This window comes from Magnetospirillum sp. SS-4 (assembly GCF_902729425.1).
Lineage (GTDB): Bacteria > Pseudomonadota > Alphaproteobacteria > Rhodospirillales > Magnetospirillaceae > Phaeospirillum.
This window is the reverse complement of sequence record NZ_CACVCH010000053.1, coordinates 34,131-60,326: the sequence shown is the minus strand read 5'-3', so window position 1 is coordinate 60,326 and position 26,196 is coordinate 34,131. Positions and strand designations below refer to the sequence as shown.

Below are 26,196 nucleotides of genomic sequence, written 5' to 3'. Positions count from 1 at the left end.
AATATGGAGCACGGGCTTTCAAGCGGGGGCTTAAGGTGAGCGAGGTCAAGACCGTTCGCGTGGTGATCGAGGGCCGGGTCCAGGGGGTATGGTATCGCGGCTGGACCATCGAGCAGGCCGCCGCCCGCGGCTTGGCCGGCTGGGTGCGCAACCGCGCCGACGGCAGCGTCGAGGCGGTGTTCCACGGCCCCGCCGTCACCGTCGACGACATGGTCGCCGCCTGCCGCCACGGCCCCACCGCCGCCGCCGTCTCCCGCGTCACCATCGAGCCCTCGGCCGACGCGGTCGGCCACGGCTTTCACCAGCGCCCCACCCAATGACCGTTTCCCGCCGCCAGCTTCTAGCCGGAGTCGCCGCCATGACCATCGCCAGCAAGACCGCCGACACCAAGGCGGCTCCCCGCCAGTTCCCCAAGGATTTCCTGTGGGGCGCCTCCACCGCCGCCTACCAGATCGAGGGCGCCTATGACGAGGACGGGCGCGGCATGACCATCTGGGACACCTTCACCGCCCAGGGCCGCATCCAGGACGGCAGCAGCGCCAAGGTCGCCTGCGACCACTACCACCGCTATCCCGAGGACATCGCCCTGATGAAGGCGGCGGGCTTCAACGCCTATCGCTTCTCGCTGGCGTGGCCGCGCATCGTCCCCGCCGGAACCGGGGCGGTCAATCCCAAGGGCCTCGATTTCTACGACCGGCTGGTGGACAAGATCCTGGAGGCCGGCATCCGCCCCATGGCCTGCCTGTATCACTGGGACCTGCCGCAGCCGCTGGAGGACAAGGGCGGCTGGCAGGGGCGCGAGATCGTCGGCCCCTTCGCCGAATACGCCGCCATCGCCAGCCGGCGACTGGGCGACCGCGTCAAGGACTGGTTCATGCTGAACGAACCCAACGTGGTCGCCATCATCGGCTATGGCATCGGCGAGCACGCCCCCGGCTACACCCTGGGCGAGGACGGCATCCTGAAGGCGCTGCACCACCAGAATCTGGCCCAGGGCGCGGCGCTGCGCGCCATCCGGGCCGAATTCCCCAAGGCGACGCTCGGCACCGTCATCAATCTCCAGCCCTGCCGGTCCCAGGACGACGACCCGAAGAACCGCGCCGCCGCCATCCGCTGGGACGCGGTGTGGAACCGGGTGCCGCTGGACGGGGTGATGCGGGGCGCCATTCCCGACGTGCTGGCCGACAAGATGGCCCATATCGTCAAGCCGGGCGATCTGGAGGCCATCCGGTTCCCCCTCGACCTGCTGGGCATCAACTATTATTCCCGCATGACCATGAAGCACGAGGAGGGCCGGCCCTTCGACGTGTTCTGGGGCGACGCCCATTGCGACCGCTGGACCGCCATGGGCTGGCCGGTCCAGCCCGACGGGCTCTATGACCTGCTGCGCGAGTTCAAGGAACTCTACGGCAATCCGCCGGTGTTCATCGCCGAGAACGGCGCCGCCTATGACGACGTGGTCTCGCCCGACGGCCAGGTGCACGATGCCGACCGGGTCACCTTCCTGAAGGACCACGTTTCCGAGGTGGCGCGGGCGCTGAAGGACGGCTGCAACGTCACCGGCTATCTGGCGTGGTCGCTGCTGGACAATTTCGAGTGGGCCTTCGGCCTGTCCAAGCGCTTTGGCATCGTCAGGGTTGATTACGACACCCTGAAACGCACCCCCAAGGACAGCTACAAGTGGTTCGCCGAGGTGATTCGAACCGGGCGAGTGTAGGTTTTGCTTGCATTCACCCGGCCAAGAGTGAAGAGTGAGGCCATCACTGCCTTGGTAAACGACTCGGTCGCACGGCACTTGATGCGCGACGCATTGGCGCGTCGCGCCACGCTCATCTTTGGAGACATCAAATGCCGAACGGCACTGTCAAGTGGTTCAATGGTACCAAGGGTTACGGCTTCATCGCCCCGGATAACGGCGGCGCCGACGTTTTCGTCCACATCTCCGCGGTCGAGCGCGCCGGTCTCGGCGGCCTCAAGGAAGGCCAGAAGGTCGCCTTCGAGGAAGAGCGCGACCCCCGCAAGGGCAAGACCTCGGCGGTCAATCTGAAGGCCCTCTAAGGCCTGCGGACGCGAAGGGGGCCGGCAGCGACGCTGCCGGCCCTTTTCTTTTGGGAAACCGGTCAGCGCGGCTGGCAATCGGGATTGGTGAGATAGCGTTCGATCCGCGCCGCGTAATCATAGATCAGAACGCCGTCGCGCTGGTGGACGGTGGCGACGGAGCCCCCGGAATCCCTGACGAAATCGGTCACCATGAAGAATTCGGTGCGGTAGACGGCCTCCAGAACCCCGGTCAGTTCGGCCTTGCCGCCATCCGGCGAGATGTTGCAGCGATAGTGGAAGCTGGGACCGCCGGCGCACCACATCAGCATGCGGGCCGCCTTGGGGCAGGCATTGGCCGGCGAGACGGGAACGCGGAAGCTGACGCGCCGGTCGGCATTGCTCCTCAGCGCCTCGGCGGTGGCGTCGGGACTGATGAAACTGCATCCGCCCAGCCCCAGCAAGGCGGCGAGCAGGGCGGCGGATGGGCCAAGGCGATGGTGCATGTCGGTCTTTCCAACGCGATGCGGCGCGGCCGGCTTCCGACAGCGGAGCGCGCCAGGACAGGCTACAAAATCTCGTGGAGCAGACCCGCGTCGACAACGGCGCGCCGGGCCTGTTCCACGAATTCCTGGGGCCAATGATACGGCAGCAGCCCCTTTCCCCGCATCTGGACGGGCCGGTACCCTTCGGCCGTTTTCCGCATGATCCAGAAACCGCCAAACGCGCTGACCGGTCCGAAAAACGTCCCGACCCCAAGGGTCACGCCGGGATGAAATCCCAGCCCCCCGCCCCCGTCCACCAGGACGAAATCGTTGCGGGCATTGGCCTCGACCAGTTCGCGATCAAGCTCATGAAGCTGTACCTCGAGGTCGTCGCCGCACATGAAGCCGCCGATGGACAGCAATGCATCAGCCGATCGCAAGTCATTAAGCACTTCCGGATGAAGATGGCATCCATCCACATAGATTATGTCGAAGGTCATTCCCGCCAATGTTGGAAGGATATCATCGCTGAACCCGCGAAGCTCGGTAACCTTTATGCCGTCACCGACAAATCTCGTGGCGTTCTGAAACACCCGGTAGGCCAGCCCGCTTTGAATATCCTCGGCCATGTGATCGTCATACTGGGCGGAATCGGCGCCGTCCCATGGGTCGAGACAGTAGATTTCACCAATTCCGCCGCTGAAACGCTCGATCGCCCTGGCCCAGGTGATCATGGACGCCCCCATGTAGGTTCCAATCTCAAGAATGGAAATGGGACGGCCGGCGGTGCCGAGCATGTGAACGGCGGCGCTCATGTAGACTTGGCGTTCCGGGGCGTGCGTTCCCTGAAACCCAAAGAACACGGGAGCCGAATCCACCGCCTCCTTGTAATCGTCGAAAGCGGGATGATCGACGCCGCTTGACCTTGCCTCGTCGATAAGCCGCTTCGCCTGCGGAAACATCGCCGCATCAAGCAGGATCAGGATCGCCTTGTGAAAGGCCTCGACGGCTCCCGGGATTTCACCCGCCGCCGCCAAGGCGCGCCCCAGGCCGGTCAGGGCGTCGAGATCGTCATGCCGGCCGTTTCCGGCCTGGACATGCTCACCGGCCGATTTGTCCCGGTCGACGGATCGGTTGGCTGTCATCCTGGAATTTCCCCGGCCACGTCCAACAGGCTGCTGACCACCCGCGTCATCCGCCCGATATCCTGATCGCGCGACAGCCGATGATCGCCATCCTTGACCAGCACCACCTCGACATCGTCCGAGGCGAGGCAATCGGCGATCTGCAAGGCGGTGCGCCACGGCACGTCGGCATCCTGCTGGCCGTGGATCAGGCGCACCGGGCAACCGAGATTGATGGAATCGCGCAGCAGCAGATGATTGCGCCCATCCTCGATCAGGACGCGATGGACCCGCCAGGGCTGGCCGGGGTCGTAGCAATTGGGCAGGCTGATCTCGCCCCGCTCCATCAGCTCGCGCCGCTGCTCGAACGAGAAATCCTGCCACATCAGATCCTCGGTGAAGTCGGGAGCGGCGGCGATCCCCACCAGCCCCGCCATCCGATGCGGGCGTTCCAGCGCCGTCAGCAGCGCAATCCAGCCGCCCAGGCTGGAACCGACCAGCACCTGGGGTCCTTCGGTCAGTTGGTCCAGCACCGCCACCGCATCGGCGGCCCAACGCCCGACCGTGCCGTGCCGGACGTCGCCGGAAGACCGGCCATGGCCGAAATAGTCGAAGCGCAGGAAGGCCCGGCCCTGGTCGCGGCACAGCGTCTCCAACGCCAGCGCCTTGCCGCCGGTCATATCGGAATGATAGCCATGCAGGAACACGATTCCGGGCTTTTTGCCATCAAGGGCGTGGTATGCGATTGTCGCGCCATCGGGGCGTGATAATATCCCGCCCCCGAAGGGAGAAGTCCCGTCGTTTTCGACCGCCGTCATGGATTGAAATGCCTTTCCCCGATGCCCATGGATAACGCCGTTCCCATCGATGCGCCCTTGGACGACACCCGTCAACCCCTTCCGGAAGCGGCCGCCGCTCCCGTGGTGTTGCAGGTGCTGCCGGCGCTGGTGACCGGCGGCGTCGAGCGCGGCACCGTCGATCTGGCCGCCGCCCTGGCCGAGGCCGGCTGGACGTCGCTGGTCGCGTCCGAGGGCGGCCCCATGACCCGCGAACTGACCCGCGTCGGGGCTGAACACATCACCTTGCCGCTGGCCAGCAAGAACCCGCTGGTGATCCGCCGCAACGCCGACCGGCTGGCCGCGATCATCGCCGGCCGCAAGGTCGACATCCTGCACGCCCGGTCGCGGGCGCCGGCCTGGAGCGCCTGGATGGCGGCCGAACGCACCGGCTGCCACTTCCTCACCACCTTTCACGGCACCTACAACACCTCGGGCTGGTTCGGACTGAAGAACCGCTACAACGCCATCATGACTCGGGGCGAACGGGTGATCGCCATCTCGGACTTCATCGCCGAGCATGCCCGCCGGGTCTACGGCCTTGCCCCCGACCGCATCCGGGTGGTGCATCGCGGCATCGACATGAACCGCTTCGACCCGGCCCGCGTCAGTCCGGAACGGATCATCCAACTGGCGCAGAAATGGCGGCTGCCCGACGGGTATCGGGTGATCATGCTGCCGGGGCGCCTGACCCGCTGGAAGGGGCAGTCGGTACTGATCGAGGCCCTGGCCCTGCTGGGCCGCCGCGACATCCGCTGCCTGCTGGTGGGCTCGGACCAGGGCCGCACCGGCTATCGCGAGGAACTGGAGCAACTGGTGCGCCGCCGCGACCTGGGCGACGTGGTCCACCTGACCGACGAATGCGGCGACATGCCGGCCGCCTACATGCTGACCGACGCGGTGGTGTCGGCCTCCACCGATCCCGAGGCGTTCGGCCGCGTCGCCGTCGAGGCCCAGGCCATGGGCCGTCCGGTGATCGCCACCGCCCATGGCGCCACCGGCGAGACCGTCCTGCCCGGCCGCACCGGCTGGCTGACCCCGCCCGGCGACCCGCACGCCCTGGCGCAGGCGCTGGACCGGTTCCTGGCGCTGTCGGCCGACGAACGGGCCGGCATGGCGGAGATCGCCATCCAGCATGTGCGCGCCAATTTCAGCAAGGAAACCATGTGCGCCCGCACCATGGCGGTCTACGAGGAGGTGCTGAGCCGCCCCTCGTCCGATGGCTGACATGAACGTCCTGGTCATCAAGCTGGGAGCGCTGGGCGACTTCGTCCAGGCCTTCGGCCCCTTCGCCGCCATCCGCGCCCACCACCCCGGCGACCGCATTACCCTGTTGACCACCGCCCCTTTCGCCGATCTGGCCCGGGCCACCCCCTGGTTCGACGAGATCCGCCTGGACGAACGTCCCCGGCTGTGGCAGCCGGGCAAGCTGCTGGCGCTGCGGTCGTGGCTGCGCGGCGGTGATTTTCGGCAGGTCTACGACTTGCAGACCTCGGACCGTTCATCCAGCTACTTCCTCCTGATGGGCAAGCAGCCGCGCTGGTCCGGCATCGCGCCGGGATGCTCGCATCCCCACGCCAACCCCGACCGCGATTCCATGCACACCATCGAACGCCAGCGCGAACAGCTAGTCATGGCCGGCATCGCCACCTTTCCCACCCCGGACCTGTCCTGGGCGAGCGGCGACCTCGCCCGCTTCGGCCTGCCGCGTCCCCATGCCCTGCTGTGCCCGGGAGGGGCCGTCCACCGGCCGGGCAAGCGCTGGCCGGCCGAGCGCTTCGCCGCCGTCGCGACCTGGCTGTCCGGAAACGGCATCACGCCCCTATTGCTGGGCACCGGCAAGGAAGCGCCTCAACTGGCCGCCATCGCCGCCGCCTGCCCGGCCGCCCGCGACCTGTCGGGACGAACCTCGCCGCTGGACATCATCGCCCTGGCGCGCCAGGCGGTGGTCGCCATCGGCAACGATACCGGCCCCATGCATCTGATCGCCGCCGGCGGCTGTCCCTCGGTGGTGTTGTTCTCGCACGAATCGGACCCGTCGCTGTGCGCGCCGCGCGGCCGGGTCACGGTCTTGCGCCGTCCCAGCCTGGCCGAACTGGAAACCGCCGAGGTGGAGGCGGCCCTGTCCGGCATCGTGGGAGCGTCATGAACGGCGGCGGCGGAGTGCCCGGATAAAGGGGAGAGCCCCTTGCCTGCCCCGGTCCGCGTGATACTGTGCCGGGGTCTCCCACCGATGCGACATGCTGGCCCGTGACCGACGACCTGCCCCCCATTCCCGACGACGCCACCCCGATGATGGCCCAGTATCTGGCCATCAAGCGGCTTCATCCCGATTGCCTGCTGTTCTACCGCATGGGCGATTTCTACGAGCTGTTCTTCGACGACGCCGTCCGGGCCTCGGCGGCGCTCGACATCGCGCTGACCAAGCGGGGCAAGCATCTGGGCGAGGACATCGCCATGTGCGGGGTTCCCGTCCGCGCCTACGAGGCCTATCTGGCGAAACTGGTCCGCCAGGGCTTCAAGGTGGCCATCGGCGAGCAGATGGAGGACCCGGCCGAGGCCAGGAAGCGCGGCTCCAAGTCGGTGGTCGCCCGCGACGTGGTGCGCGTCATCACCGCCGGCACCCTGACCGAGGACACCTTGCTGGACGCCCGCAGCCACAATTATCTGGCGGCGGTGGCCGAGGCCCAGGGGGCGCTGGGACTGGCCTGGGTCGACGTCTCCACCGGCGAGTTCGCCATGCAGGCGCTGTCGGCCAAGACCCTGTCCGCCGCCCTGGCCCGGCTGTCGCCCGGAGAATTGCTGGTGGGCGACCGGCTGCTGGGAACCGAATCGCTGTCGGAAACCTGGGCCGAATGGAAATCCATCCTGTCGCCCCTGCCCTCGGCCCGCTTCGATTCCGAGAATGCGAGGCGGCGGCTGGAGGCCCTTTACGGTGTCGGCTCGCTGGACGGCTTTGGCGCCTTCTCCCGGCCGGAACTGGCGGCCGGCGGCGCTCTGGTCGACTATGTCGAACTGACCCAGAAGGGCAGGCTGCCCCGTCTTTCACCACCCCGCCACCTGGCCGAGGGCGCGGTGATGGAGATCGACGCCGCCACGAGGCGCAACCTGGAACTGGCCGAAACCCTGACCGGCGAGCGGCGGGGATCGCTGCTCGCCGTCATGGACCGCACCGTCACCGGAGCGGGGGCGCGGCTGCTGGCGGCGCGGCTGGCGGCGCCGCTGACCGACCCGGCCGCCATCGATCACCGCCTCGACATGGTGGCGTTCATGGTCGAGCAGGACGGAACATGCGATTCCCTGCGCGAGGCGCTGAAACGCTGTCCCGACGTGGAACGCGCCCTGTCGCGCCTCAGCCTGGGGCGCGGCGGCCCCCGTGATCTGGCCAATGTCAGGGACGCCCTGGCCGAGGTGCCCAATCTGCGCAATCTGGTGGCCGCGCCGATGCTGGACACGCCGCCGGGACTGGCCGGCTGCGTCCGCGATCTTGGCGAGCATTCGGCCCTGGTGGACCGGCTGACCCGCGCCCTGGCGCCTGATCTGCCGCTCAACGCCAGGGACGGCGGCTTCATCGCCGAGGGATATCACCCGGCGCTGGACGAGACCAAGGCGCTGCGCGGCGAAAGTCACGCCGTCCTGATGCGGCTGGAGCGGCGCTATGCCGAGGAAACCGGCGTGACTGCCCTCAAGATCCGCCACAACAACATCATCGGCCACCACATCGAGGTCCCGGCCAGGCAGGCCGACAAGCTGGGCGACGGCTTCATCCACCGCCAGACCATGGCGAGTTCGGCCCGCTACACCACCTCCGAGCTGATCGAACTGGCCGGCCGCATCACCGGCGCCGCCGACCGCGCCCTGGCCCTGGAACAGGAACTGTTCGCCGAACTGGTGGGCGAGGTGACGGCGCGCGCCGCCGATATCGCCCGAACCGCCGGGGCGCTGGCGGAACTGGACGTCTCCACGGCCCTGGCCCATCTGGCGCGAAGCCAGCGCTGGACCCGGCCGCAGATCGATGGCGGCACCGGCTTCGACATCAAGGGCGGACGCCATCCGGTGGTGGAGGCCGCCCTGACCGCCGCCCACGCCGGCGCCTTCGTCGCCAATGACTGCGACCTGTCGGATTCCCAGCGGCTATGGCTGATCACCGGCCCCAACATGGCGGGCAAGAGCACCTTTCTGCGCCAGAACGCCCTGATGGCGGTGCTGGCCCAGATGGGGTCGTTCGTTCCCGCCGATTCCGCCCGGATCGGCGTGGTCGACCGGCTGTTCTCGCGCGTCGGCGCCGCCGACGATCTGGCGCGCGGCCGCTCCACCTTCATGGTCGAGATGGTGGAAACCGCCGCCATCCTCAACCAGTCCGGTCCCCGCGCCCTGGTGATCCTGGACGAGATCGGACGCGGCACCGCCACCTTCGACGGCCTGTCCATCGCCTGGGCAGTGGTCGAGCACCTGCACGAGGTCAACCGCTGCCGCGCCCTGTTCGCCACCCATTACCACGAGCTGACCAGACTTTCGGCCAAGCTGGCCTCGCTGTCGTGCCACATGATGAAGGTGAAGGAATGGCAGGGCGACGTGGTGTTCCTGCACGAGGTCGGTGCCGGCGCGGCGGATCGCTCCTACGGCATCCACGTCGCCCGGCTGGCCGGACTGCCGCCGGCGGTGGTCGCCCGCGCCGAGGAGGTCCTGACCATCCTGGAAAAGTCCGATCAGGCCTCGGACATGGCCAAGCTGGCCGACGACCTGCCGCTGTTCGCCGCCATGGCGCCGCGTCCCAAGGCCGCTCCGGCGGCGGCCCGGCCGGCGGCGGTGGAAGAGGCACTGAAGGGGGTCAATCCCGACGACCTCAGCGCCCGTCAGGCGCTTGATCTGGTCTATGAACTGAAACGCCTGCTGGGCTGATCAGTGCGCCTCGTCCCACGAGGCGGCGGCGCGGGCGTCGACCACCAGCGGCACCGACAAGGTGGCGGCGTTCTCCATGATCCGCCGGACCACGGCGATGGTGGCGTCGGCCTCGGCATCGGACGCCTCCAGCACCAGTTCGTCGTGGACCTGAAGCAGCAGGCGGGCGGACAGGCCTGCCTCGGCCAGGGCGTCGGGCAGGCGGACCATGGCCCGCTTGATGATGTCGGCGGCTCCGCCCTGGATGGGGCCGTTGATGGCGGCCCGTTCGGCGAAGGCGCGCATGGCGCCGTTCTTGTCCTTGATGCCCGGCGTATAGACCTTGCGTCCGAACGGCGTGAGGACGAAGCCGTTGGCCCGTGCCTCCTCCTTGGTCCGCTCCATGAAGGTCCGGATTTCGGGATAGCGGTCGAAATAGGCGGTGATGTAGGCCTTGGCCTCGCCCTGGGGAATGCCGAGCTGAGCGGCGAGTCCGAACGGGCTGATGCCGTAGATGATGCCGAAATTGATCGCCTTGGCGCGGCGGCGCAGCGACGGGTCGATGCCCTCGACCGGCACGCCGAACACCTGCGACGCGGTGATGGCGTGGATGTCGTGGCCCGAGGCGAAGGCGGTCCGCAATCCCTCGATGCCGGCGACATGGGCGACCAGACGCAGCTCGATCTGGGAATAATCGGCCGAAATCAGCCGGTGCCCCGGCTCGGCGACGAAGGCGTGGCGGATCTTGCGGCCTTCCTCGGTGCGGATCGGGATGTTCTGGAGGTTGGGATCGCTCGACGACAGCCGCCCGGTGGTGGTCGCCGCCAGCGAATAGCTGGTGTGCACCCGCCCGGTCGCCGGGTTGATCTGGGCCACCAGGGCGTCGGTATAGGTGCTTTTCAGCTTGGCAAGCTGGCGCCAGTCCAGCAGGCGGGCGGGCAGCGGATGCAGATGGGCCAGGTCCTCCAGCACGTCGGCGCCGGTGGCCCACTGGCCGGTCTTGGTCTTCTTGCCGCCGGGCAGGTTCAGGGTTTCGAACAGCACCTTGCCCAATTGCTGCGGCGAGCCCAGGTTGAAGGCCTCGCCGCCGTTCAGGGCGATGACCTCGGCCTCCAGCTCGACCAGACGGCGGCCGAAATCCTCGGACAGCGCCATCAGGGCGGCGCGGTCGACCTTGATGCCGGCCCGCTCCATGGCGACGACCACCGGGACCAGCGGCCGTTCCAGGGTCTCGTAGACCGTCACCATGCGCTCGGCCAGCAACCGGGGCTTCAGCAGCCGGTGCAGCCGGAGCGTCATGTCGGCATCCTCGGCGGCGTAGGCGCAGGCCTTGTCCAGCGGCACCCGGTCGAAGGTGATCTGGCTCTTGCCGCTGCCGCACACCTCGGCAAAGGCGATGTTGGCGTGGCCGAAATGCAGCAGGCACAATTCGTCCAGGCCGTGGCCGTGGGCGCCGCCGTCCAGCACGTAGGACAGCAGCATGGTGTCGTCGACCGCCGCCACCGTCAGGCCCAGCCCGGCCAGGACCTGCATGTCGTACTTGATGTTGTGGCCGACCTTCAGCACCGAGGAATCGGCCAGCAGCGGCGCCAGCCTGGACAGAATCTCCGCCGCCGGAATCAACTGGGGGGCCTCGGCGGCGGGGCCGGAGCCGCCCAGATCCAGGGTGCCCTGAGCCTGGGGCGGGCTGTGCATCACCGGGATATAGCAGGCGCGGCCGGGTTCCACCGCCAGCGACACGCCGACCAGTTGGGCGCGCAGCGGATCAAGCCCGGTGGTCTCGGTGTCGAAGGCGACCGCGCCGGCGGCGGTGGCGTCCCTGATCCAGCGGTCCAGCGCCTCGACGGTGAGGACCAGTTCGTATTCCGCCTTGAGGGCGGATGGCGGAGCAGCGGCCTGGGCGGGAGCTGCCTGGGCGGGGGCTTGCGCCGGTGGGGCCTTGACGTTGAGGCGCGACAGCAGCGAGCGGAAGCCCTGGGCGGCGCAGAACGCGGCCAGGGTCTCGGGATTGACCGGCTTCACCGCCAGACCGGCCAGCGGCACCGGCAGCGGCACATCTTCCTTCAACTGGACCAGCCGGCGCGAGACGCGGGCCAGTTCGGCGTTCTCCATCAGGGTTTCGCGGCGCTTGGGCTGCCTGATCTCGGCGGCCCTGGCCAGCAGGGTGTCGAGGTCTCCGTATTCCTCGATCAGCTGGGCGGCGGTCTTGATGCCGATGCCGGGAACCCCCGGCACGTTGTCCGAGGCGTCGCCGCACAGCGCCTGCACATCCACCACCCGGTTCGGCGGCACGCCGAACTTCTCGCGCACCTCGGCCTCGCCGATGACGCGGTTCTTCATGGGGTCCAGCATGGAAATGCCCGGCCCCACCAGTTGCATCAGATCCTTGTCGGACGAGACGATGGTGACGGCCGCGCCCGCCGCCGCCGCCGCGCGGGCGTAGGAGGCGATCAGGTCGTCAGCCTCGAATCCTTCCATCTCGACGCAGCAGACGTCGAACGCCCGGGTGGCGTCGCGGACCAGCGGAAACTGGGGCACCAGATCCTCGGGCGGCGGCGGCCGGTGGGCCTTGTACTCGGGATAGAACTCGCTGCGGAAGGTCTTGCGCGAGGTGTCGAACACCACCGCCACATGATCGGCCTCGGTCTCGGACAGCAGCTTCATCAGCATGGTGGTGAAGCCGTAGACGGCGTTGACCGGGGTGCCGTCCGGCCTCGTCATGGGCGGCAGGCCGTGAAAGGCCCGGAAGATGAAGCCGGAACCGTCGATCAGGAAGACGTGGCGGGGGGCTGACATATCATGCCTCCAGGTACGGGAGCGGCTTTGGAGCGAAGCGACTAGCCCGTTGAGGGCGCGCCGCTCGTGCGGCGAAAGCCAAGGGCGCGGATGCGCCCGCCCGGCAACTGAGGGCAATCACGGTCAGTGATGGCCGACCTTGGCGTCGGCGGCCAGCTTGTAGGTGACCGAGCAATAGGGACAGACGATCTCGCCATGGGCGGTCAGGTCGAGATAGACGCGGGGATGGCCCAGGCCGGCGGCGGCATTGCCGTCACAGGCGACCGAAGCGGTCTCGACGGTGATGGTCTCGAACGTGGACTTGGCAGGGGTGGCGGCGTTCATGGGCTGGAAGCTCCGTTGACCGGGATGTGGGCCGGATGATACCCATTGCCGGCCATGGTTCAATCACTCTCTCACGCCCCCGCCCCTTCCGCCCCCGATCTTGCCGTCGAGGCCGAGTCCCTGGTCAAGATCTATCACGGCCATCGCGGTGAAAAGCGGGCGCTGGATGGCATCTCGCTGTCGGTGCCCCGGGGCTCGTTCTTCGGCCTGCTGGGTCCCAACGGCGCCGGCAAGAGCACCTTCATCAACATCCTGGCCGGCCTGACCGTCAAGACCTCGGGCCGGGTCCGGGTCTGGGACCGCGACATCGATTCCGATCCGCGCGGCGCCAAGGCCGCCATCGGGGTGGTGCCGCAGGAATTGAACCTGGACCCCTTCTTCACCCCGCTGGAACTGCTCGACGTCCAGGCCGGCATGTACGGCGTGCCCAGATCCGAGCGCCGCACCATGGAGATTCTGGAGGCGGTCGGGCTGGCCGACAAGGCCAACGCCTATGCCCGCACCCTGTCGGGCGGCATGCGCCGCCGGCTGCTGGTGGCCAAGGCCATGGTCCACGCCCCGCCGGTGCTGGTGCTGGACGAACCCACCGCCGGCGTCGACATCGAGTTGCGCCGGCAGTTGTGGGTCACCATCCGCGAACTGAACGCCCGGGGCACCACCATCTTGCTCACCACCCACTACCTGGAAGAGGCGGAGCAACTGTGCGACCGCATCGCCATCATCAACCATGGCGCCCTGGTGGCCTGCGACACCACATCCAATCTGTTGCGCCGCATCGACGGCAAGGCGCTGACCGTCACCGTCGGAAGCGACCTGACCGGCATTCCCGAATCCCTGGCGGCGTTCTCACCCGAACTGAAGCCGGGGCGGCGGCTGGTCCTGCGCTACCGCCCCTCCACCACCCCGGTCAGCCGTATCCTGGACGCCTTCGCCGCCGCTGGTCTTTCCATCACCGATCTGTCCACCGACGAGACCGACCTGGAAGACATCTTCCTGCAACTGACCTCCAGCGCCGCCGCGCCCTGAACACGGCCGCCCCCTATCTCTGGTCGAAACGGATCTCGATACGGCGGTTGCGGGCGAGGGCGGCCTCGGTCTCGGCCGGGTCCAGCGGCTGGAACTCGCCGAAGCCGGCCGCCGCCAGCCGGTCCTTGGGCACGCCGTTGGCCGCCAGGGTGCGCAGCACGGTGGTGGCCCGCGCCGTCGACAACTCCCAGTTGGACGGATAGCGCGACGAGGCGATGGGCCGCTTATCGGTATGGCCGTCGATGCGCAGGACCCAGTTGACGCCCTTGGGAATGGTCTTGGCGATATCCTTGAGAGTGGCGGCGAGACGCTTCACCTGCTCGACGCCGTCGGGGCCAAGATCGGCCGAGCCGCTGGCGAACAGAAGCTCGGACTGGAAGACGAAGCGGTCGCCTTCGATGCGGATGCCGGGATGGTCGCCCAGCACCTTGCGCAGCCGGCCAAAGAATTCCGACCGGTATTTCTGAAGCTCCTCGACCTTGCCGGCCAGGGCGACGTTGAGACGCTTGCCGAGATCGGCGATCTGGGCCTTTTGCTCCTTGTCGCGCGTCTCCGACGCCTCCAGGGCGGCGACGACGCGGGCCAATTCCTGCTTCATGGCCTCGATCTGCCGGTTGAGCAGCGCCGCCTGGGCGCGCGCCTCCTCGGACAGCTTGCGTTCCGAGACCAGTTCCCCGTCCCTGACCCCGGCGGCGGCATCCAGTTCCTTGATGCGGGCCTCCAGTTCATCCTTCAGCGCCACCAGGGCGGCGACGTCCTGGCCCAGCCCGGCGGCCCAGGCCTCGACGCGGTCGCGCTCGGCCTTGCTGGCGACCAGTTCCGCCTCCAGCGCCGCGTTGGCCGCCTTTTGCATGTTGAGCGATTCGGCCAGTTCGGCCATCTCGCGGCCCAGCTTGTCCAGCGCCTTCTGCCGTCCCGACAGCGCCTCGCCCAGGAAATACTGGGCCAGCACGAACACCATCAGCACGAAGACGATGACCATGATCAGCGTCGCCAGGGCATCGACGAAGCCGGGCCAGATATCGATGCTGCGGCGGACGCGGCGGGCGAGCGGCATGGTCTCGCCCTCCTATCTGTCCAACGGCTCTTCGGCGATGGCGGCGATGGTGCGGGCCAGCAGGCGGATTTCGGTCCGCAGCTCGGCCACCACCTCCTCGCGGCTGGCCACGGTTTCGTCGATCAGCCGCTTCAGCGAGCCATCCATGCCCCGGATATGGCCGCGGGTGGCGTCGTCGACGCCGCCGCCGGCGCCTTCGGCCAGCCGGGCCAGCAGGGCGCGGGTCTCCAACTGCCCCTCGCCCAGCTTCAGCAGCAGCGACTGTTCGACCCGCATGTGGTCGGTCAGGGTCGACAGCTTGTCGGTCAGGTGGGTCAGGGCGGCATTGACGCTGCCGCGATTGTCCTCGCCCCGGCTGATGACGCGCTGGAGGTTGTCGAGGCTGTCGGCGGTCTGCTCCAGCAACGCCTGGATATAGGCCGGCACCGATTGCTGCTGGTCGTCGGCGCCGGCCAGCGGGCCGCTGCTGATCCCGATACGGGTCTGGCCGGCCAGCCATTCCTCCAGTTCGTTATAGAAGGCGTTCTGCGCCTGCCCCGATTGCAGATCCAGGAACCCCAGGGCCAGCGAACCGGCAAGGCCGAACAGCGAGGTGGAGAAGGCGGTGCCCATGCCGTTCAACGGCTTGGCCAGTCCGGCCTTCAGTCCCTCGAAGGCGGCGGCGGGGTCGTTGCTGCCGGCCGCCAGCGAACCGATCACCTCGCCCACCGAGCCCACCGTCTGCGACAGGCCCCAGAAGGTGCCGAGCAGGCCGAGAAAGATCATCAGCCCGACCACATAGCGCGACAGGTCGCGCTGTTCCTCCAGGCGAGCGGCGATGGAATCCAGCACCGACCGCAACGCCATGGCCGACAGGTTCATGCGGTCGCGGCGTTCGCCCAGCATGCTGGCCATGGGGGCCAGCAGCCGCAATTGGCTGGACAGGGCCGGCTGGCCGCGCCGCCAGCTTTCCAGCCACTCCACCTCGGGACGCAGCAACAGCACCTGACGAACGTTGAGGATGATCCCCGAGAGGAAAACGCCCAGCAACAGACCGTTGAGAGCCGGATTGTGGGTGAAGGCCTGTTCCAGCCCGTCGAACAGCAACCCGCCGACGGCCAGGACCGCCGCCAGGAATGCGGCCATGCGGAACAGGAACCGATTGGGACGGGTCATCGTGAAAAAGCCCCCCTCAGCGGGTAGCCACCACCGCGTCGACCCGGTCGGGGGCGCCACCTTCCAGCTTGTTGCCCAGCGCCCGCACCTCGATACGGGTCGAGCGCACGCCCAACTCCATCAGATAGGTGCGAACCTTCAGCGCCCGGGTCAGCGACAACCGCCGCGCCTTGCTGGCGCTGGCATCCTCGCCGGCGGCATAGGCCAGCAATTGCAGGTTCAGGGTCTCGTCCTTCCCCATCAGGGCGGCAAGGCGTTCCAGGTCGGCATGGGCGGCTTCGGGCAGGTGATCGCTGTCGGCGGCGAACAGGACCGTCAGCCCGCCATTGCCCTTGCGCGGCGTCACCGGCGAAGACGGCGACGACGACACGATCTGCCGGGGTGGCGCGGCGACCACCGGCGGCGGTACGGGCGAAGGAGACGGCGGCGCGGCGACCACCGGCGGAGGCGCGGGCGAAGGAGACGGCGGCGCGGCGGCCACCGGCGGAGGCGCGGGCGGAGGAGACGGAGGTGCTGCGGCCACCGGCGGAGGCGCGGGCGGAGAAGGCGGAGGTGCTGCGGCCACCGGCGGAGGCGCGGGCGGAGAAGGCGGAGGTGCTGCGGCCACCGGCGGAGGCGCGGGCGGAGGAGATGGCGGCGCCTTGACGAACTGCACCGCGCCCGGCTCGGCCTTGGTTGTCGGAGCCGCGGCCGGAGGCGCCGACGACGCATCCGGCTTGGCCTTGGCCGGCGACGGCACGTCGACGGCGATATCGGGCTTGGGCGGCTTGGGCGGCGGCGCGGCGGCGGCGGTCACCGTTTCGGCCGGCGGCTTGGCGGCGGGGGGCTTCACGGCTTCCTTGGCGGCGACGGTGCGGACCGGCGGCACCGGCTTTTTCTCGACGGCGGCCCTGGCCGGCTTGCCCACCGGACGGAGAGGGGCCGCCTGACGATCCGTCGACACGGCCCGGACATCCGGTTCCGGCTTGCGGGTGATCAGGCTGGGCAGGGTGGGTTCGGGGCCAAGCGCGTCAAGGACGCTCCAGTTGACGTCGACGCTGGAACGGGATTCACCGATGACCATCTGCGCGCAAACGGGGGCCGCGGCCAGGGAAATGAGTGTCCCCAGCCCGAGCATCATGAGCCTGCTGCCCCTCGTCATCGTGCCGATCTCCCACATCAATGTGGGCAAGAGACTATCCGATGCCGAGTCCGACGACAACAGGCGCGTTGCGGGCTCAGCCCCGGGCCGAGCGCAGCAGCTTGAGCAGCGGTTGATGCAGGTGATCGTTGGCGGCGACCAGTTCGCCGGTTTCCAGCATGGCGGCGCCGCCATCGTAATCGCTGACATAACCGCCGGCTTCCTTGACCAGTACGATGCCGGCCGCGATATCCCACGGCTTGATGCCGGCTTCCCAATAACCGTCGCAGCGGCCCGCCGCCACATAGGCGAGATCGAGCGCCGCCGAGCCGAAGCGGCGGATGCCGGCCACCTGCCCCATCACCGCCGTCAGTTCCTTGAGGAACGTCTGATGCCCCGGACGGCCGTGAAAGGGAATGCCGGTGGTGAACACGCATTCTTCCATCTTGCGGCGGGCGGAAACCCGCAGCCGCCGCTCGTTCAAGAAGGCGCCCGCGCCTTTCTCGGCATGAAACATCTCGTCGCCCAGCGGCTGATACACCACGCCGGCGACCATTTCGCCATCCCGCTCCAGCCCGATGGAGATGCAGAAATTGGGAATGCCGTGCAGGAAATTGGTGGTGCCGTCGATGGGATCGATGATCCAGCGATGGCTCTTGTCGTCGCCGGCGATCTCGCCGCCCTCCTCCAGCAGGAAGCCGAAGCCGGGCCGCGCCTTCTTCAGCTCGGCCCGCAGCGTCTTCTCGCAGCGGATATCGGCCGACGAGACGAAATCGGCCGGCCCCTTCATGGAGACCTGGAGATGCTCGACCTCGCCGTAATCGCGCACCAGCGAACGGGCCGCCTTGCGGGCGGCTCCCATCATGACGTTGAGCAGGGCGGAACGGACCATCACGGCGGGGGGTGTCCTATCAGTGTCGGCGGGAAAGGCGGGCGGCGCCCCCTCTATCCCTTGAAGCGTTCGAGATAGGTGCAGTCGGCGGTGGAAACCCAGATGACCTCGCCCTCCTCCAGGAAGGGGGGGACCAGGATCTTGAGGCCGTTTTCAAGCTTGGCCGGCTTGAACGACGATGATGCTGTCTGGCCCTTCACCACCGGGTCAGCCTCGACCACCTTCATCACCACCTTTTCCGGCAGCGCGATGGAAACCGGCGATCCCTCGACGAAATCGACCTCGACCACCATGCCGTCCTGGAGGAAGGCGATGGTATCACCCAGCACGTCGTTGGGCATGGAGAACTGCTCGAAGCTCTCGCTGTCCATGAAGGTCATGTTGGAATCGTCGCGGAACAGGAAGGTGCATTCCTTGGCCTCGACGTTGCACTTCTCGACCGTGTCGGCGGTGCGCCAGCGCTCGTTGGTCTTGTTGCCGGTGCGGATGTCGCGCATCTCGACGGTGATGAAGGCGCCGCCCTTGCCGGGCTGCACGATCTGGATCTTGAGCACGGCGTACTGGCGGCCGTTGTGTTCAAGAATGTTGCCGGGACGAATCAGGTTGGCGTTGATCTTCATGGCGCTATCCGGGGGCTGTCGGAAAAATCAGGCGCGGAACCTAACAGGTCGCCACCGGGAAGGCAAGCCGAGCGGGAACGCCGGTTTCCTACAGCGCGTTCCATATCTCGCGGGCGTATTCGGCGACGGTGCGGTCGGACGAGAACTTGCCCATGCGCGCCACGTTGAGGATGGCCTTCCTGGTCCAGTCGTCGGGATCGCGATAGGTCCGGTCCACCTTGTCCTGCGCCGCCATGTAGAGCGGATAATCGGCGGTAAGCAGGTAATGGTCGCCGTCCACCGTCAGCAGGTCCACCAGTTGCCGGTAGCGGTCGGGCTGGTCGGGTGAAAAAAACCCCGAGCCGATCATGTCCAGCGCCAGGGCAAGGTCCTTGTCGGTATGGGCGGCGGCGGTGGCGTCGAAACCGTCCATACGGTGCCGGGCCACCTCCTGGGCGGTCAGGCCGAACAGGAACATGTTGTCCTCGCCGACCTCCTCGCAGATTTCCACGTTGGCGCCGTCCCAGGTGCCGATGGTCAGCGCCCCGTTCATGCTCATCTTCATGTTGCCGGTGCCCGACGCCTCGGTGCCGGCGGTCGAGATCTGTTCCGACAGGTCGGCGGCCGGCATCACCAGTTCGGCGGTCGACACGTTGTAATTGGGCACGAACACCAGCTTCAGCTTGCCGCCGACGCTGGGGTCGTTGTTGACCGCCTCGGCCACGTCGTTGACCAGCTTGATGATCAGCTTGGCCACATGATAGCCGGGCGCCGCCTTGCCGCCGATGATGACGGTGCGCGGCACCACGTCCACCAGCGGGTTTGAGCGGATGCGGGCGTAGCGAGTGACCACATGCAGCAGATTGAGCAGTTGGCGCTTGTATTCGTGGATACGCTTGACCTGCACGTCGAACAGCGAGCCGACATCCACGTCAATCCCCAGGCGCAGGCCGATCATGGAGGCCAGCGCCTCCTTGTTGGCCCGCTTCGCCGCCGCGAAATCCCGGCGGAACCCGACGTCGTCGGCCAGGGGCTCCAGCTTGCGCAACATGCCAAGATCGGTGACCCAGCCGTCGCCGATGGCCGAGGTGATCAGCCGGGCCAGCCGGGGATTGGCGGCCAGCAACCAGCGCCGGGGGGTGACGCCGTTGGTCTTGTTGGTGATCTTGCCGGGCGACAGGTGTTCGAAGTCGGAAAAGATGGTGCTCTTCATCAGCCCGGTATGAATGGCGGCGACGCCGTTGACCTTGTGGCTGCCGATCACCGCCAGATGGGCCATGCGCACCCGCTTGCCCCCCTCCTCCCCCACCAGCGACACCCGGCGCAGCAATTCGCTGTCGCCGGGATGGCGGAAACGGACGCCTTGCAGGAACTCGTGATTGAGCTGGTAGACGATTTCAAGATGGCGCGGCAGCACCCGCTCGAACAGGTCGACGGTCCAGGTCTCCAGCGCCTCGGGCAGCAAGGTGTGGTTGGTGTAGGCGCAGCAGTTCCGGGTGATGGCCCAGGCGCGACCCCACTCGATCTGATGCTCGTCCACCAGCACCCGCATCAGCTCGGCCACCACCAGCGCCGGATGGGTGTCGTTCAACTGGATCGCCACCTTGTCGGGCAGCCGGTCCCAGTCGGAATGGCTCTTGCGGAAGCGGGCCAGGATGTCCTGGATCGAGGCGGCGACGAAGAAGTATTCCTGCTTGAAGCGCAGTTCCTTGCCCCGGTCGGTCATGTCGGACGGGTAAAGAACCTTGGACAGGGTCTCGGACTCGTTCTTGTCCCTGACCGCCTCGATGTAATTGCCCGCGTTGAAGTATTTCAGGTCGAATTCGCGGGTCGACTTGGCCGACCACAGCCGAAGATTGTTGACCACCTTGCCGCCATAGCCGGGAACCGGCACGTCATAGGCCATGGCCATGACTTCCTCGGCGTCCACCCATTGCGAACGGGAATGGCCGAGGACATCGCGGTAGTGGATGACCCGGCCGCCGAAACGGACCGGAAAGATGACGCCAGGACGGGGAAATTCCCAGGGATTTCCATAGCGCAGCCAGTTCTCGGGGCTTTCCACCTGCCAGCCGTTCTCCACATGCTGGGTGAACATGCCGTAATCGTAGCGGATGCCGTAGCCGAAGCCGGCGACGCCGATGGTGGCCATGGAATCCAGCAGACAGGCGGCAAGACGGCCGAGACCGCCGTTGCCCAGCGCCGCCTCCACCTCCCAGGCGGCGATCTCGTCGAAATCCAGGCCCATTTCCGCGACGGCCTGACGGACCGCATCGTAGAGCCCCAGGTTGATCAGGCTGTTGACCAGGGTGCGGCCGATCAGGAACTCCATGGACAGGTAATAGACCCGCTTGCGGTCGTCCCGGTAATAGCGGTTCAGGGTCGGCATCCAGTGCTCGGTCACCCGGTCGCGCACCGTATGGGCGGCCGCGATGAACCAGTCGCGCGCGGTGGCGTTGATCGGTTCCTTGCCCACCGTATAGAGAAGATGGCTGGCGAGCGCCTGCTTGATGCTCGCCACATCGTCGCCCAGCAGCCCGATCACCGGAGGCTTCGTCCGCTTCATGAAGACCGTCCCGCCCTGTATGAGCAAATCATCCCGCCACCATTCCTCCATGAAATGGCGATCAGGGCAAGCATGGACACATTTCGATGAAATATTCGCGGATCATTCCGGCACCCAAATGCCGGTCGCCTTGATGGCGCGGTACATGGCATCGGGGGCAAGGTCAATGTCGCCCGGCCACGTCACGGCCCCATGCTCGACGCGGGCCTCGGCGAAGCGCTCTGCATCCGCCAGCACGGCGAATACCCCCGCCATCCTGGAGTGGACCAGCGGGGCCATATCCACGATTCCCTTGGTGGCATCCTGGAATTCGACGCTCAGCCGGAACGCCGGCAGGATGGCAATTGCCGCAACCCGCCAGGGCATTCGTGAGTGGACCGGCGGGATTACTTGAGCGGCTCGATCTTCTTCGGAGATTGCTTGCGGGAACATAGCTCCCAGTCCTCCATGAGTTCATCCTGGTGCTGGCGCGCCCATTCGAGAATCAATGCGAGCGCGCGCGGCGGAACCTGTCCTTCGACAACGGCCAATGTCCGAATGTCGATAAGAACCTCATCTTCCGCATAGAGGGCGTGAAAATGAGGTGGAGCATGGTCGGCCCAGAACATCTGGATCAGAATGCCATAAAATGTGCTCAGAGTCGGCATCGCCCTATCCGATCCCTCTGTCCTTCAAGCCCCCAGCCAGTCCGATCAGGCGGGAATCGGCCAGAAGCCCCCCGACATCGTCATTGTAGCGACGGCGCCAGTTGGGATGCTGGACCGTGGTGCCGGGCAGGTTCATCTGAAGGTCCTGGCCCAGGACGTCCTCCATCTGCACCATCGCCAGCCGGGCCGCCGAGCGGCCGAGGAAGGCATGGGCGGCGGCGGCAAGGTCCTCCGCCTCGCGGTCGGTCAGGACCGGCTTCGTCGTGAAGTCGGCCGCCAGCAATCCCTCGGCCGCCAGGGCCGCCCGCATGGCGTCGCGATCCTGCTGGCGGGCGGCGCGTTCCTCTTCCGCCTGCCCGTCGCGGGGATAAAGGTCCAGCCTTTCCCGCAGGTCGATGTCGCGTCCGGCCCACCAGCCCCGGGCCGAGGGCAGGTCATGGGTGGCGAAAATGGCCAGCGCCTGGGAATCGTACTTGTCCGGAGGGCGGTAGCGGCCGCCGGCGGTCTTCTCGAACACCATCACCCGGTAGGCGAAGATGCCCGTGCGGTCCATGCGCTCGCGAAAGCCATCCGGCACCGTGCCCAGATCCTCGCCGATCACCAGACAGCGGTTGCGGCGGCTTTCCAGCGCCACCAGCCGGAACAGGTCGTCGACCGGATAGCGGACATAGGCGCCCTGATCGGCGGCAAGGCCCGGCGGCACCCAGTACAACCGTTGCAGGCTCATGGCGTGATCCAGGCGCAACGCCCCGGCATGGCGCATGTTGGCGGCAAGAACGCCGATGAACGGCGCATAGGCGTGCTCGCGCAGCGTGATGGGGTTGAACGGGATCAACCCCCAATCCTGCCCCTTCAGCGCCAGCGGATCGGGCGGCGCCCCGACCGAGACCCCCAGGGCCAGCGAATCCTGCTCGGCCCAGGCTTCGCCGCCATCGCCGGCGATGCCCACGGCGAGGTCGCGGTAAAGGCCAATGGCGGCCCCGGCGTCCTTGCCGGCCTTCTGGGCGGCGGCCAGTTGGCGGTCGGCGACGAACTGGAGCCACTGGAAGAATTCGACTCGTTCGGCATTCTGGCCGGCGAAGGCGATGACCTCCGGCGAATCGGGACGGCGAAGCCCTTCTGGCCATTGCCGCCAATAGCCGTTGCCATCCCGCTCGAAGCGCTCGTGCAGGGCCTCGAACACCGCGAAGCGACGGCCGCCCTCGCCGGATTCCTGCTGGAAATCGCGGAAGTCCCGGCCACGCTCGTCGCCCTGGTCGAGATGGGCCTTGCGGAACCAGCGGTACAGCGCCTCCAGCATGGGGCGCGCCAGTTGGGCCACGTCCGGATATTCGATCAGGCGATAGCCGCGCACCCGGGCCAGCGAGGCCTGGAACCCCGGCGACGCGAACATGCGCCGCGCCTCCAGGCATTCGGCGAATTCGGGAATGGCCTCGACGTCGATATAGGCGGTGTTGAGAAAGCGGCGCGACGACGGCGAATAGGGGCTGAAACGGTCGGGATGGCTTGGAAACAGCGCATGCAGCGGGTTGACGCCCACCGTACCCGCCCCCAGCCGGGCCGCTCCCGCCGCCAGTTCGGCCAGCCCGGCATAGGTGCCGACACCCCAATCCCCGGGGGTGCGCAGCGAGTAGATCTGGGTGGCGATGCCCCAGGCGCCGGGGGGCTGGTCCAAGATGGCGGGGACGAAGGCGCGGGCAGGCGTCACCACCAGCATCATCGAGGCGGAATGTCCGCCGGGGCCGACCAGGGTCAGGCGATGATAGCCGCAGGGCGGCAGCGCCGGCAGGTCGAGCCAGCGGCGATGCAGCAGCCGGCCGTCAAGCTGGTGCTCCTCGGCCCAGCGCAGGTCGCGAGGGTGGAAGCAGCCGCCGTGGCGGATACCCAGTTCCTCGTCCAGCGTCCATTCGAATCGCCGGTCATCGGCCTCGGCCGGCAGGGTGACGGAAATGCCGGGCGGCGTGGAATGCTCCTCCACCACCAGCACCGGCTCCAGCCAGCGTTGCCACGGCCGCGCCAGCAGGTCGCGCAGCGAGGCGCGGACCTCGTCGTCGTCGCCGGCCGGCAATCCCATGGCGGCCAGGAAGACCCGCTTGGTCTCGGCCGGCACCACCCGCCATTCTCCGAAAAAGTCCCACCAGCCATCCTCGATGCCGGCCAGCCGGGCCAGATGGTCGAGCGCCGCGTTCATGCCGGTCTCTCCTCGTCATGGCCGCGCCCGGCACCGCCCCTCGTCCTGCCGGAACGGCGCAGCACCGCCAGCGAACGGGGGCCGAGCGGAAAGCTGGCTCCGGCCGACCACTGCGTCCGGGCGTCGTCGGCGGCGAAGGTGTCGACCTCCACCTCCCAGACCCGACCCAGCGTCACCGGCGGCAGGGTATAGGCGATGGTGTCGTGGTAGGCGTTGAGCAGGACCAGGAAGGTGTCGTCCATCTCCTCCTTCCCGGTCAGATTGTCGATGGCGCAGGATTCGCCGCCCAGCACGAAGCCCAGCGAGCGGGCATAGGGCAAGGTCCAGTCCGCCTGGGTCATCTCGCGTCCCTCCGGCGTGATCCAGACGATATCCTTGAGCGCCGACCCCGGCAGATGCCTGCCCTCGAAGAAGCGCGGCCGCCGGAATACCGGATGCTTGCGGCGCAGGTCGATCAGCCGGCGCACGAAGGCCAGCATGTCCTCGTCCACCTCGGACCAGTCGACCCAGCCCACCTCGTTGTCCTGGCAATAGGCGTTGTTGTTGCCCTTCTGGCTGCGGCCCAGTTCGTCGCCGGCCAGGATCATCGGCACGCCCTGGGACAGCAGCAGCGTCGCCATCAGGTTGCGGGCCTGGCGCTTTCTCAGCTGGCGGATCTCGGGATAGGGCGACGGCCCCTCGTGACCGCAATTCCAGGCGTAATTGGCGTCGGTGCCGTCCTTGTTGTGCTCACCGTTGGCGTCGTTGTGCTTGCGCTCGTAGGTCACCAGATCGGCCAGGGTGAAGCCGTCGTGGCAGGTGACGAAGTTGAGGCTGGCCCACGGCTTGCGCCCCCCCCAGCCGAAGATGTCCGACGACCCGGTCAGGCGCGAGGCCAGATCGCCGATCAGCCCGCCCTCGCCGGTCCAGAAACGGCGCACGGTATCGCGATAGCGGCCGTTCCATTCGGACCAGCCGGGAGGAAAGCCGCCCAGGCGATAGCCGTCGCCGCCCAGGTCCCACGGCTCGGCGATCAGTTTCAGCCGCGACAGCACCGGGTCCTGGCGGACGGTGTCGAGAAAGGACGAACAGCCCAGGTCGAATCCGGTCGGCCCCCGCGCCAGCGACGCCGCCAGATCGAAGCGGAAGCCGTCCACCCGCATCTCCTCCGCCCAGTAGCGCAAGGAATCCATCACCATCTGCAAGACGCGGGGATGGGCGAGATTGAGAGTGTTGCCGCAACCGGAATAGTTCTCGTACCAGCGCGGCCCGTTCGGCCCCAGCATGTAATAGCTGGCGTTGTCGATGCCGCGGAAGCTGAGTGTCGGCCCCAGGTGGTTGCCTTCGGCGGTGTGGTTGTAGACCACGTCCAGGATCACCTCGATGCCGCTGTCGTGCAGGCGGCTCACCATGGTCTTGAAGTCGCCGTGGGCGCTTGACGCGTAATAGCGTGGCTCGGCGGCGAAGAAGGCGATGGGGTTGTAGCCCCAGAAATTGCGCAAGCCCCTGTCCACCAGATGGCGTTCGTCCACCATGGCGTTGATAGGCAGTAATTCGATGGTGGTGATGCCGAGCTTTCTCAGGTGCTCGATCACCCCGGGCTGGGCGAGGCCGAGAAAGGTGCCGCGCCACGGCCCCGGCACGCCGGGATGCCTCATGGTCAGGCCGCGCACATGGGCCTCGTAGATCACGGTTTCCGGCCACGCGACATTGGGCCGCCGGGACTCGCCCCAGGTGAAGGCGGTGTCCAGCACCCGGCATTTCGGCATGTAGCGGGCGTTGTCGCGCCGGTCCATCAGGAGGTCCATCCGGGTCGAGCCGGGCCGGAAGCCGAAATGGGTGTCCGACCACTCGAACGAACCGGACAGTTCCCTGGCATAGGGATCGATCAGCAGCTTGTGTGGATTGAAACGATGGCCCGCCATCGGATCGTAGGGACCGTGCACCCGATAGCCGTACAGCTGGCCCGGCCGGATATCGGGCAGATAGCCGTGCCAGACCTCGTCGGAATACTCGGGCAGCACCACCCGTTCCAGCTCGCGCAGGCCCAAGGCGTCGAACAGGCACAGTTCCACCCGCTCGGCATGGGCCGAGAACAGGGCGAAATTGACGCCGTTGCCGTCCCAGGTCGCCCCCAGCGGATAGGATGATCCCGGCAGGATGCGGCGGCGTCCGGTCATTCAGCCATCTCCGGACGGTGGCAAGTCAACGCAGAAGGTCATGCTTGGCACGCAGGTTACCGGAGATCTTGGCGGCCGAATGAGTCTGTCCGCTCTCCAGATCCGCCAAGCCCTGCCTGATTCCCTCTCCGGCGCTGGCGAGCGCCGCCATATCCAGCAGTCTCTGGTAGGCCTCGACATCCTGAATCACCGCCGCCGCCTTGCCGTTCACCGTCAGGATCAGCGGGCGGCCGGTCTCATGGATATGCTGAAGGAACGCGGCCGAATGGTTGCGGAAGGTGGTCATCGGCTGGATATCCTT

General features: G+C 67.4%; 23 protein-coding genes. 7 read left to right on the top strand and 16 right to left on the bottom strand.

From position 1 onward, the window contains the following. Positions 1 to 35 precede the first annotated feature (35 nt). The 3 genes from MTBSS4_RS09075 (at position 36) to MTBSS4_RS09065 (ending at position 2,058) form a co-directional block, all read left to right on the top strand. Complete coding sequence (locus MTBSS4_RS09075) at positions 36 to 320, top strand: acylphosphatase (RefSeq protein WP_254432457.1); 285 nt, start codon at positions 36 to 38, stop codon at positions 318 to 320. Positions 321 to 358: 38 nt separating this feature from the next. Next, positions 359 to 1,717: a GH1 family beta-glucosidase gene (locus tag MTBSS4_RS09070; RefSeq protein ID WP_173983100.1), complete on the top strand. Its 1,359-nt coding sequence runs from the start codon at positions 359 to 361 to the stop codon at positions 1,715 to 1,717. Positions 1,718 to 1,848: 131 nt separating this feature from the next. Further along, on the top strand, positions 1,849 to 2,058 hold the full coding sequence (locus MTBSS4_RS09065; protein WP_173983081.1) for a cold-shock protein: 210 nt from the start codon (positions 1,849 to 1,851) through the stop codon (positions 2,056 to 2,058). Positions 2,059 to 2,120: 62 nt separating this feature from the next. Here the strand turns inward: MTBSS4_RS09065 and MTBSS4_RS09060 are convergent, their stop codons facing one another. The 3 genes from MTBSS4_RS09060 to MTBSS4_RS09050 all read right to left on the bottom strand — a co-directional run bounded on the left by MTBSS4_RS09060 (position 2,121) and on the right by MTBSS4_RS09050 (position 4,464). Beyond that, positions 2,121 to 2,543 (bottom strand): hypothetical protein, encoded by a 423-nt coding sequence (locus MTBSS4_RS09060; RefSeq protein WP_173983080.1) that lies wholly within the window; start codon positions 2,541 to 2,543, stop codon positions 2,121 to 2,123. 62 nt (positions 2,544 to 2,605) lie between these two features. Continuing rightward, the gene (locus MTBSS4_RS09055; protein ID WP_173983079.1) at positions 2,606 to 3,559 is read right to left on the bottom strand and encodes a class I SAM-dependent methyltransferase; all 954 of its coding nucleotides are present in this window, start codon (positions 3,557 to 3,559) and stop codon (positions 2,606 to 2,608) included. 104 nt (positions 3,560 to 3,663) lie between these two features. After that, complete coding sequence (locus MTBSS4_RS09050; protein WP_173983078.1) at positions 3,664 to 4,464, bottom strand: carboxylesterase; 801 nt, start codon at positions 4,462 to 4,464, stop codon at positions 3,664 to 3,666. A gap of 27 nt (positions 4,465 to 4,491) precedes the next feature. On the opposite strand from MTBSS4_RS09050, the gene MTBSS4_RS09045 reads away from it, so the two are divergent. The 3 genes from MTBSS4_RS09045 (at position 4,492) to mutS (ending at position 9,384) form a co-directional block, all read left to right on the top strand. Next, positions 4,492 to 5,709 carry a glycosyltransferase family 4 protein gene (locus MTBSS4_RS09045; RefSeq protein ID WP_173983077.1) on the top strand — a complete coding sequence of 406 codons (1,218 nt, stop codon included), beginning with the start codon at positions 4,492 to 4,494 and terminating at the stop codon, positions 5,707 to 5,709. Continuing rightward, positions 5,702 to 6,631: a glycosyltransferase family 9 protein gene (locus tag MTBSS4_RS09040; RefSeq protein WP_173983076.1), complete on the top strand. Its 930-nt coding sequence runs from the start codon at positions 5,702 to 5,704 to the stop codon at positions 6,629 to 6,631. The genes MTBSS4_RS09045 and MTBSS4_RS09040 overlap by 8 nt, the downstream gene beginning before the upstream one ends. Positions 6,632 to 6,774: 143 nt before the next feature. Beyond that, a complete protein-coding gene (gene mutS / locus MTBSS4_RS09035; protein WP_173983099.1) occupies positions 6,775 to 9,384 on the top strand; it encodes a DNA mismatch repair protein MutS in 2,610 nt (869 codons plus the stop codon). Here the strand turns inward: mutS and polA are convergent, their stop codons facing one another. Together polA and MTBSS4_RS09025 are read right to left on the bottom strand one after the other, a co-directional pair. Continuing rightward, entirely contained in the window at positions 9,385 to 12,159 is a 2,775-nt protein-coding gene (gene polA, locus MTBSS4_RS09030) for a DNA polymerase I (RefSeq protein ID WP_173983075.1), read from the bottom strand. Positions 12,160 to 12,282: 123 nt separating this feature from the next. Further along, positions 12,283 to 12,483 carry a zinc-finger domain-containing protein gene (locus MTBSS4_RS09025; protein WP_173983074.1) on the bottom strand — a complete coding sequence of 67 codons (201 nt, stop codon included), beginning with the start codon at positions 12,481 to 12,483 and terminating at the stop codon, positions 12,283 to 12,285. Between the two features lie 54 nt (positions 12,484 to 12,537). Here MTBSS4_RS09025 and MTBSS4_RS09020 point away from each other — a divergent pair, with 54 nt between their 5' ends. Beyond that, the gene (locus tag MTBSS4_RS09020) at positions 12,538 to 13,509 is read left to right on the top strand and encodes an ABC transporter ATP-binding protein (RefSeq protein ID WP_173983073.1); all 972 of its coding nucleotides are present in this window, start codon (positions 12,538 to 12,540) and stop codon (positions 13,507 to 13,509) included. A gap of 13 nt (positions 13,510 to 13,522) precedes the next feature. On the opposite strand, the gene MTBSS4_RS09015 is transcribed toward MTBSS4_RS09020, so the two are convergent. The 11 genes from MTBSS4_RS09015 to MTBSS4_RS08965 form a co-directional block, all read right to left on the bottom strand. Further along, on the bottom strand, positions 13,523 to 14,566 hold the full coding sequence (locus tag MTBSS4_RS09015) for a peptidoglycan -binding protein (protein WP_173983072.1): 1,044 nt from the start codon (positions 14,564 to 14,566) through the stop codon (positions 13,523 to 13,525). Between the two features lie 12 nt (positions 14,567 to 14,578). Then, a complete protein-coding gene (locus MTBSS4_RS09010; RefSeq protein ID WP_173983071.1) occupies positions 14,579 to 15,721 on the bottom strand; it encodes a flagellar motor protein MotA in 1,143 nt (380 codons plus the stop codon). A 16-nt stretch (positions 15,722 to 15,737) separates the two neighbouring features. Continuing rightward, positions 15,738 to 16,862 (bottom strand): OmpA family protein, encoded by a 1,125-nt coding sequence (locus tag MTBSS4_RS22605; protein WP_173983070.1) that lies wholly within the window; start codon positions 16,860 to 16,862, stop codon positions 15,738 to 15,740. 76 nt (positions 16,863 to 16,938) lie between these two features. Beyond that, positions 16,939 to 17,736 (bottom strand): inositol monophosphatase family protein, encoded by a 798-nt coding sequence (locus MTBSS4_RS09000; RefSeq protein WP_173983069.1) that lies wholly within the window; start codon positions 17,734 to 17,736, stop codon positions 16,939 to 16,941. A gap of 50 nt (positions 17,737 to 17,786) precedes the next feature. Then, positions 17,787 to 18,353: an elongation factor P gene (gene efp, locus MTBSS4_RS08995; RefSeq protein ID WP_173983068.1), complete on the bottom strand. Its 567-nt coding sequence runs from the start codon at positions 18,351 to 18,353 to the stop codon at positions 17,787 to 17,789. An 88-nt stretch (positions 18,354 to 18,441) separates the two neighbouring features. Further along, entirely contained in the window at positions 18,442 to 20,898 is a 2,457-nt protein-coding gene (locus tag MTBSS4_RS08990) for a glycogen/starch/alpha-glucan phosphorylase (protein WP_173983067.1), read from the bottom strand. Between the two features lie 102 nt (positions 20,899 to 21,000). Continuing rightward, a complete protein-coding gene (locus MTBSS4_RS08985; protein WP_173983066.1) occupies positions 21,001 to 21,264 on the bottom strand; it encodes a DUF2442 domain-containing protein in 264 nt (87 codons plus the stop codon). A 20-nt stretch (positions 21,265 to 21,284) separates the two neighbouring features. Then, positions 21,285 to 21,545: a DUF4160 domain-containing protein gene (locus tag MTBSS4_RS08980; protein ID WP_173983065.1), complete on the bottom strand. Its 261-nt coding sequence runs from the start codon at positions 21,543 to 21,545 to the stop codon at positions 21,285 to 21,287. A gap of 4 nt (positions 21,546 to 21,549) precedes the next feature. Beyond that, positions 21,550 to 23,736: a 4-alpha-glucanotransferase gene (gene malQ / locus MTBSS4_RS08975; protein WP_173983064.1), complete on the bottom strand. Its 2,187-nt coding sequence runs from the start codon at positions 23,734 to 23,736 to the stop codon at positions 21,550 to 21,552. After that, positions 23,733 to 25,895 carry a glycogen debranching protein GlgX gene (gene glgX, locus MTBSS4_RS08970; protein WP_173983063.1) on the bottom strand — a complete coding sequence of 721 codons (2,163 nt, stop codon included), beginning with the start codon at positions 25,893 to 25,895 and terminating at the stop codon, positions 23,733 to 23,735. Before glgX ends, malQ begins: the two co-directional genes overlap by 4 nt. Before the next feature lie 25 nt (positions 25,896 to 25,920). Continuing rightward, positions 25,921 to 26,181: a type II toxin-antitoxin system Phd/YefM family antitoxin gene (locus MTBSS4_RS08965; RefSeq protein ID WP_254432456.1), complete on the bottom strand. Its 261-nt coding sequence runs from the start codon at positions 26,179 to 26,181 to the stop codon at positions 25,921 to 25,923. Between the last annotated feature and the right edge of the window lie 15 nt (positions 26,182 to 26,196).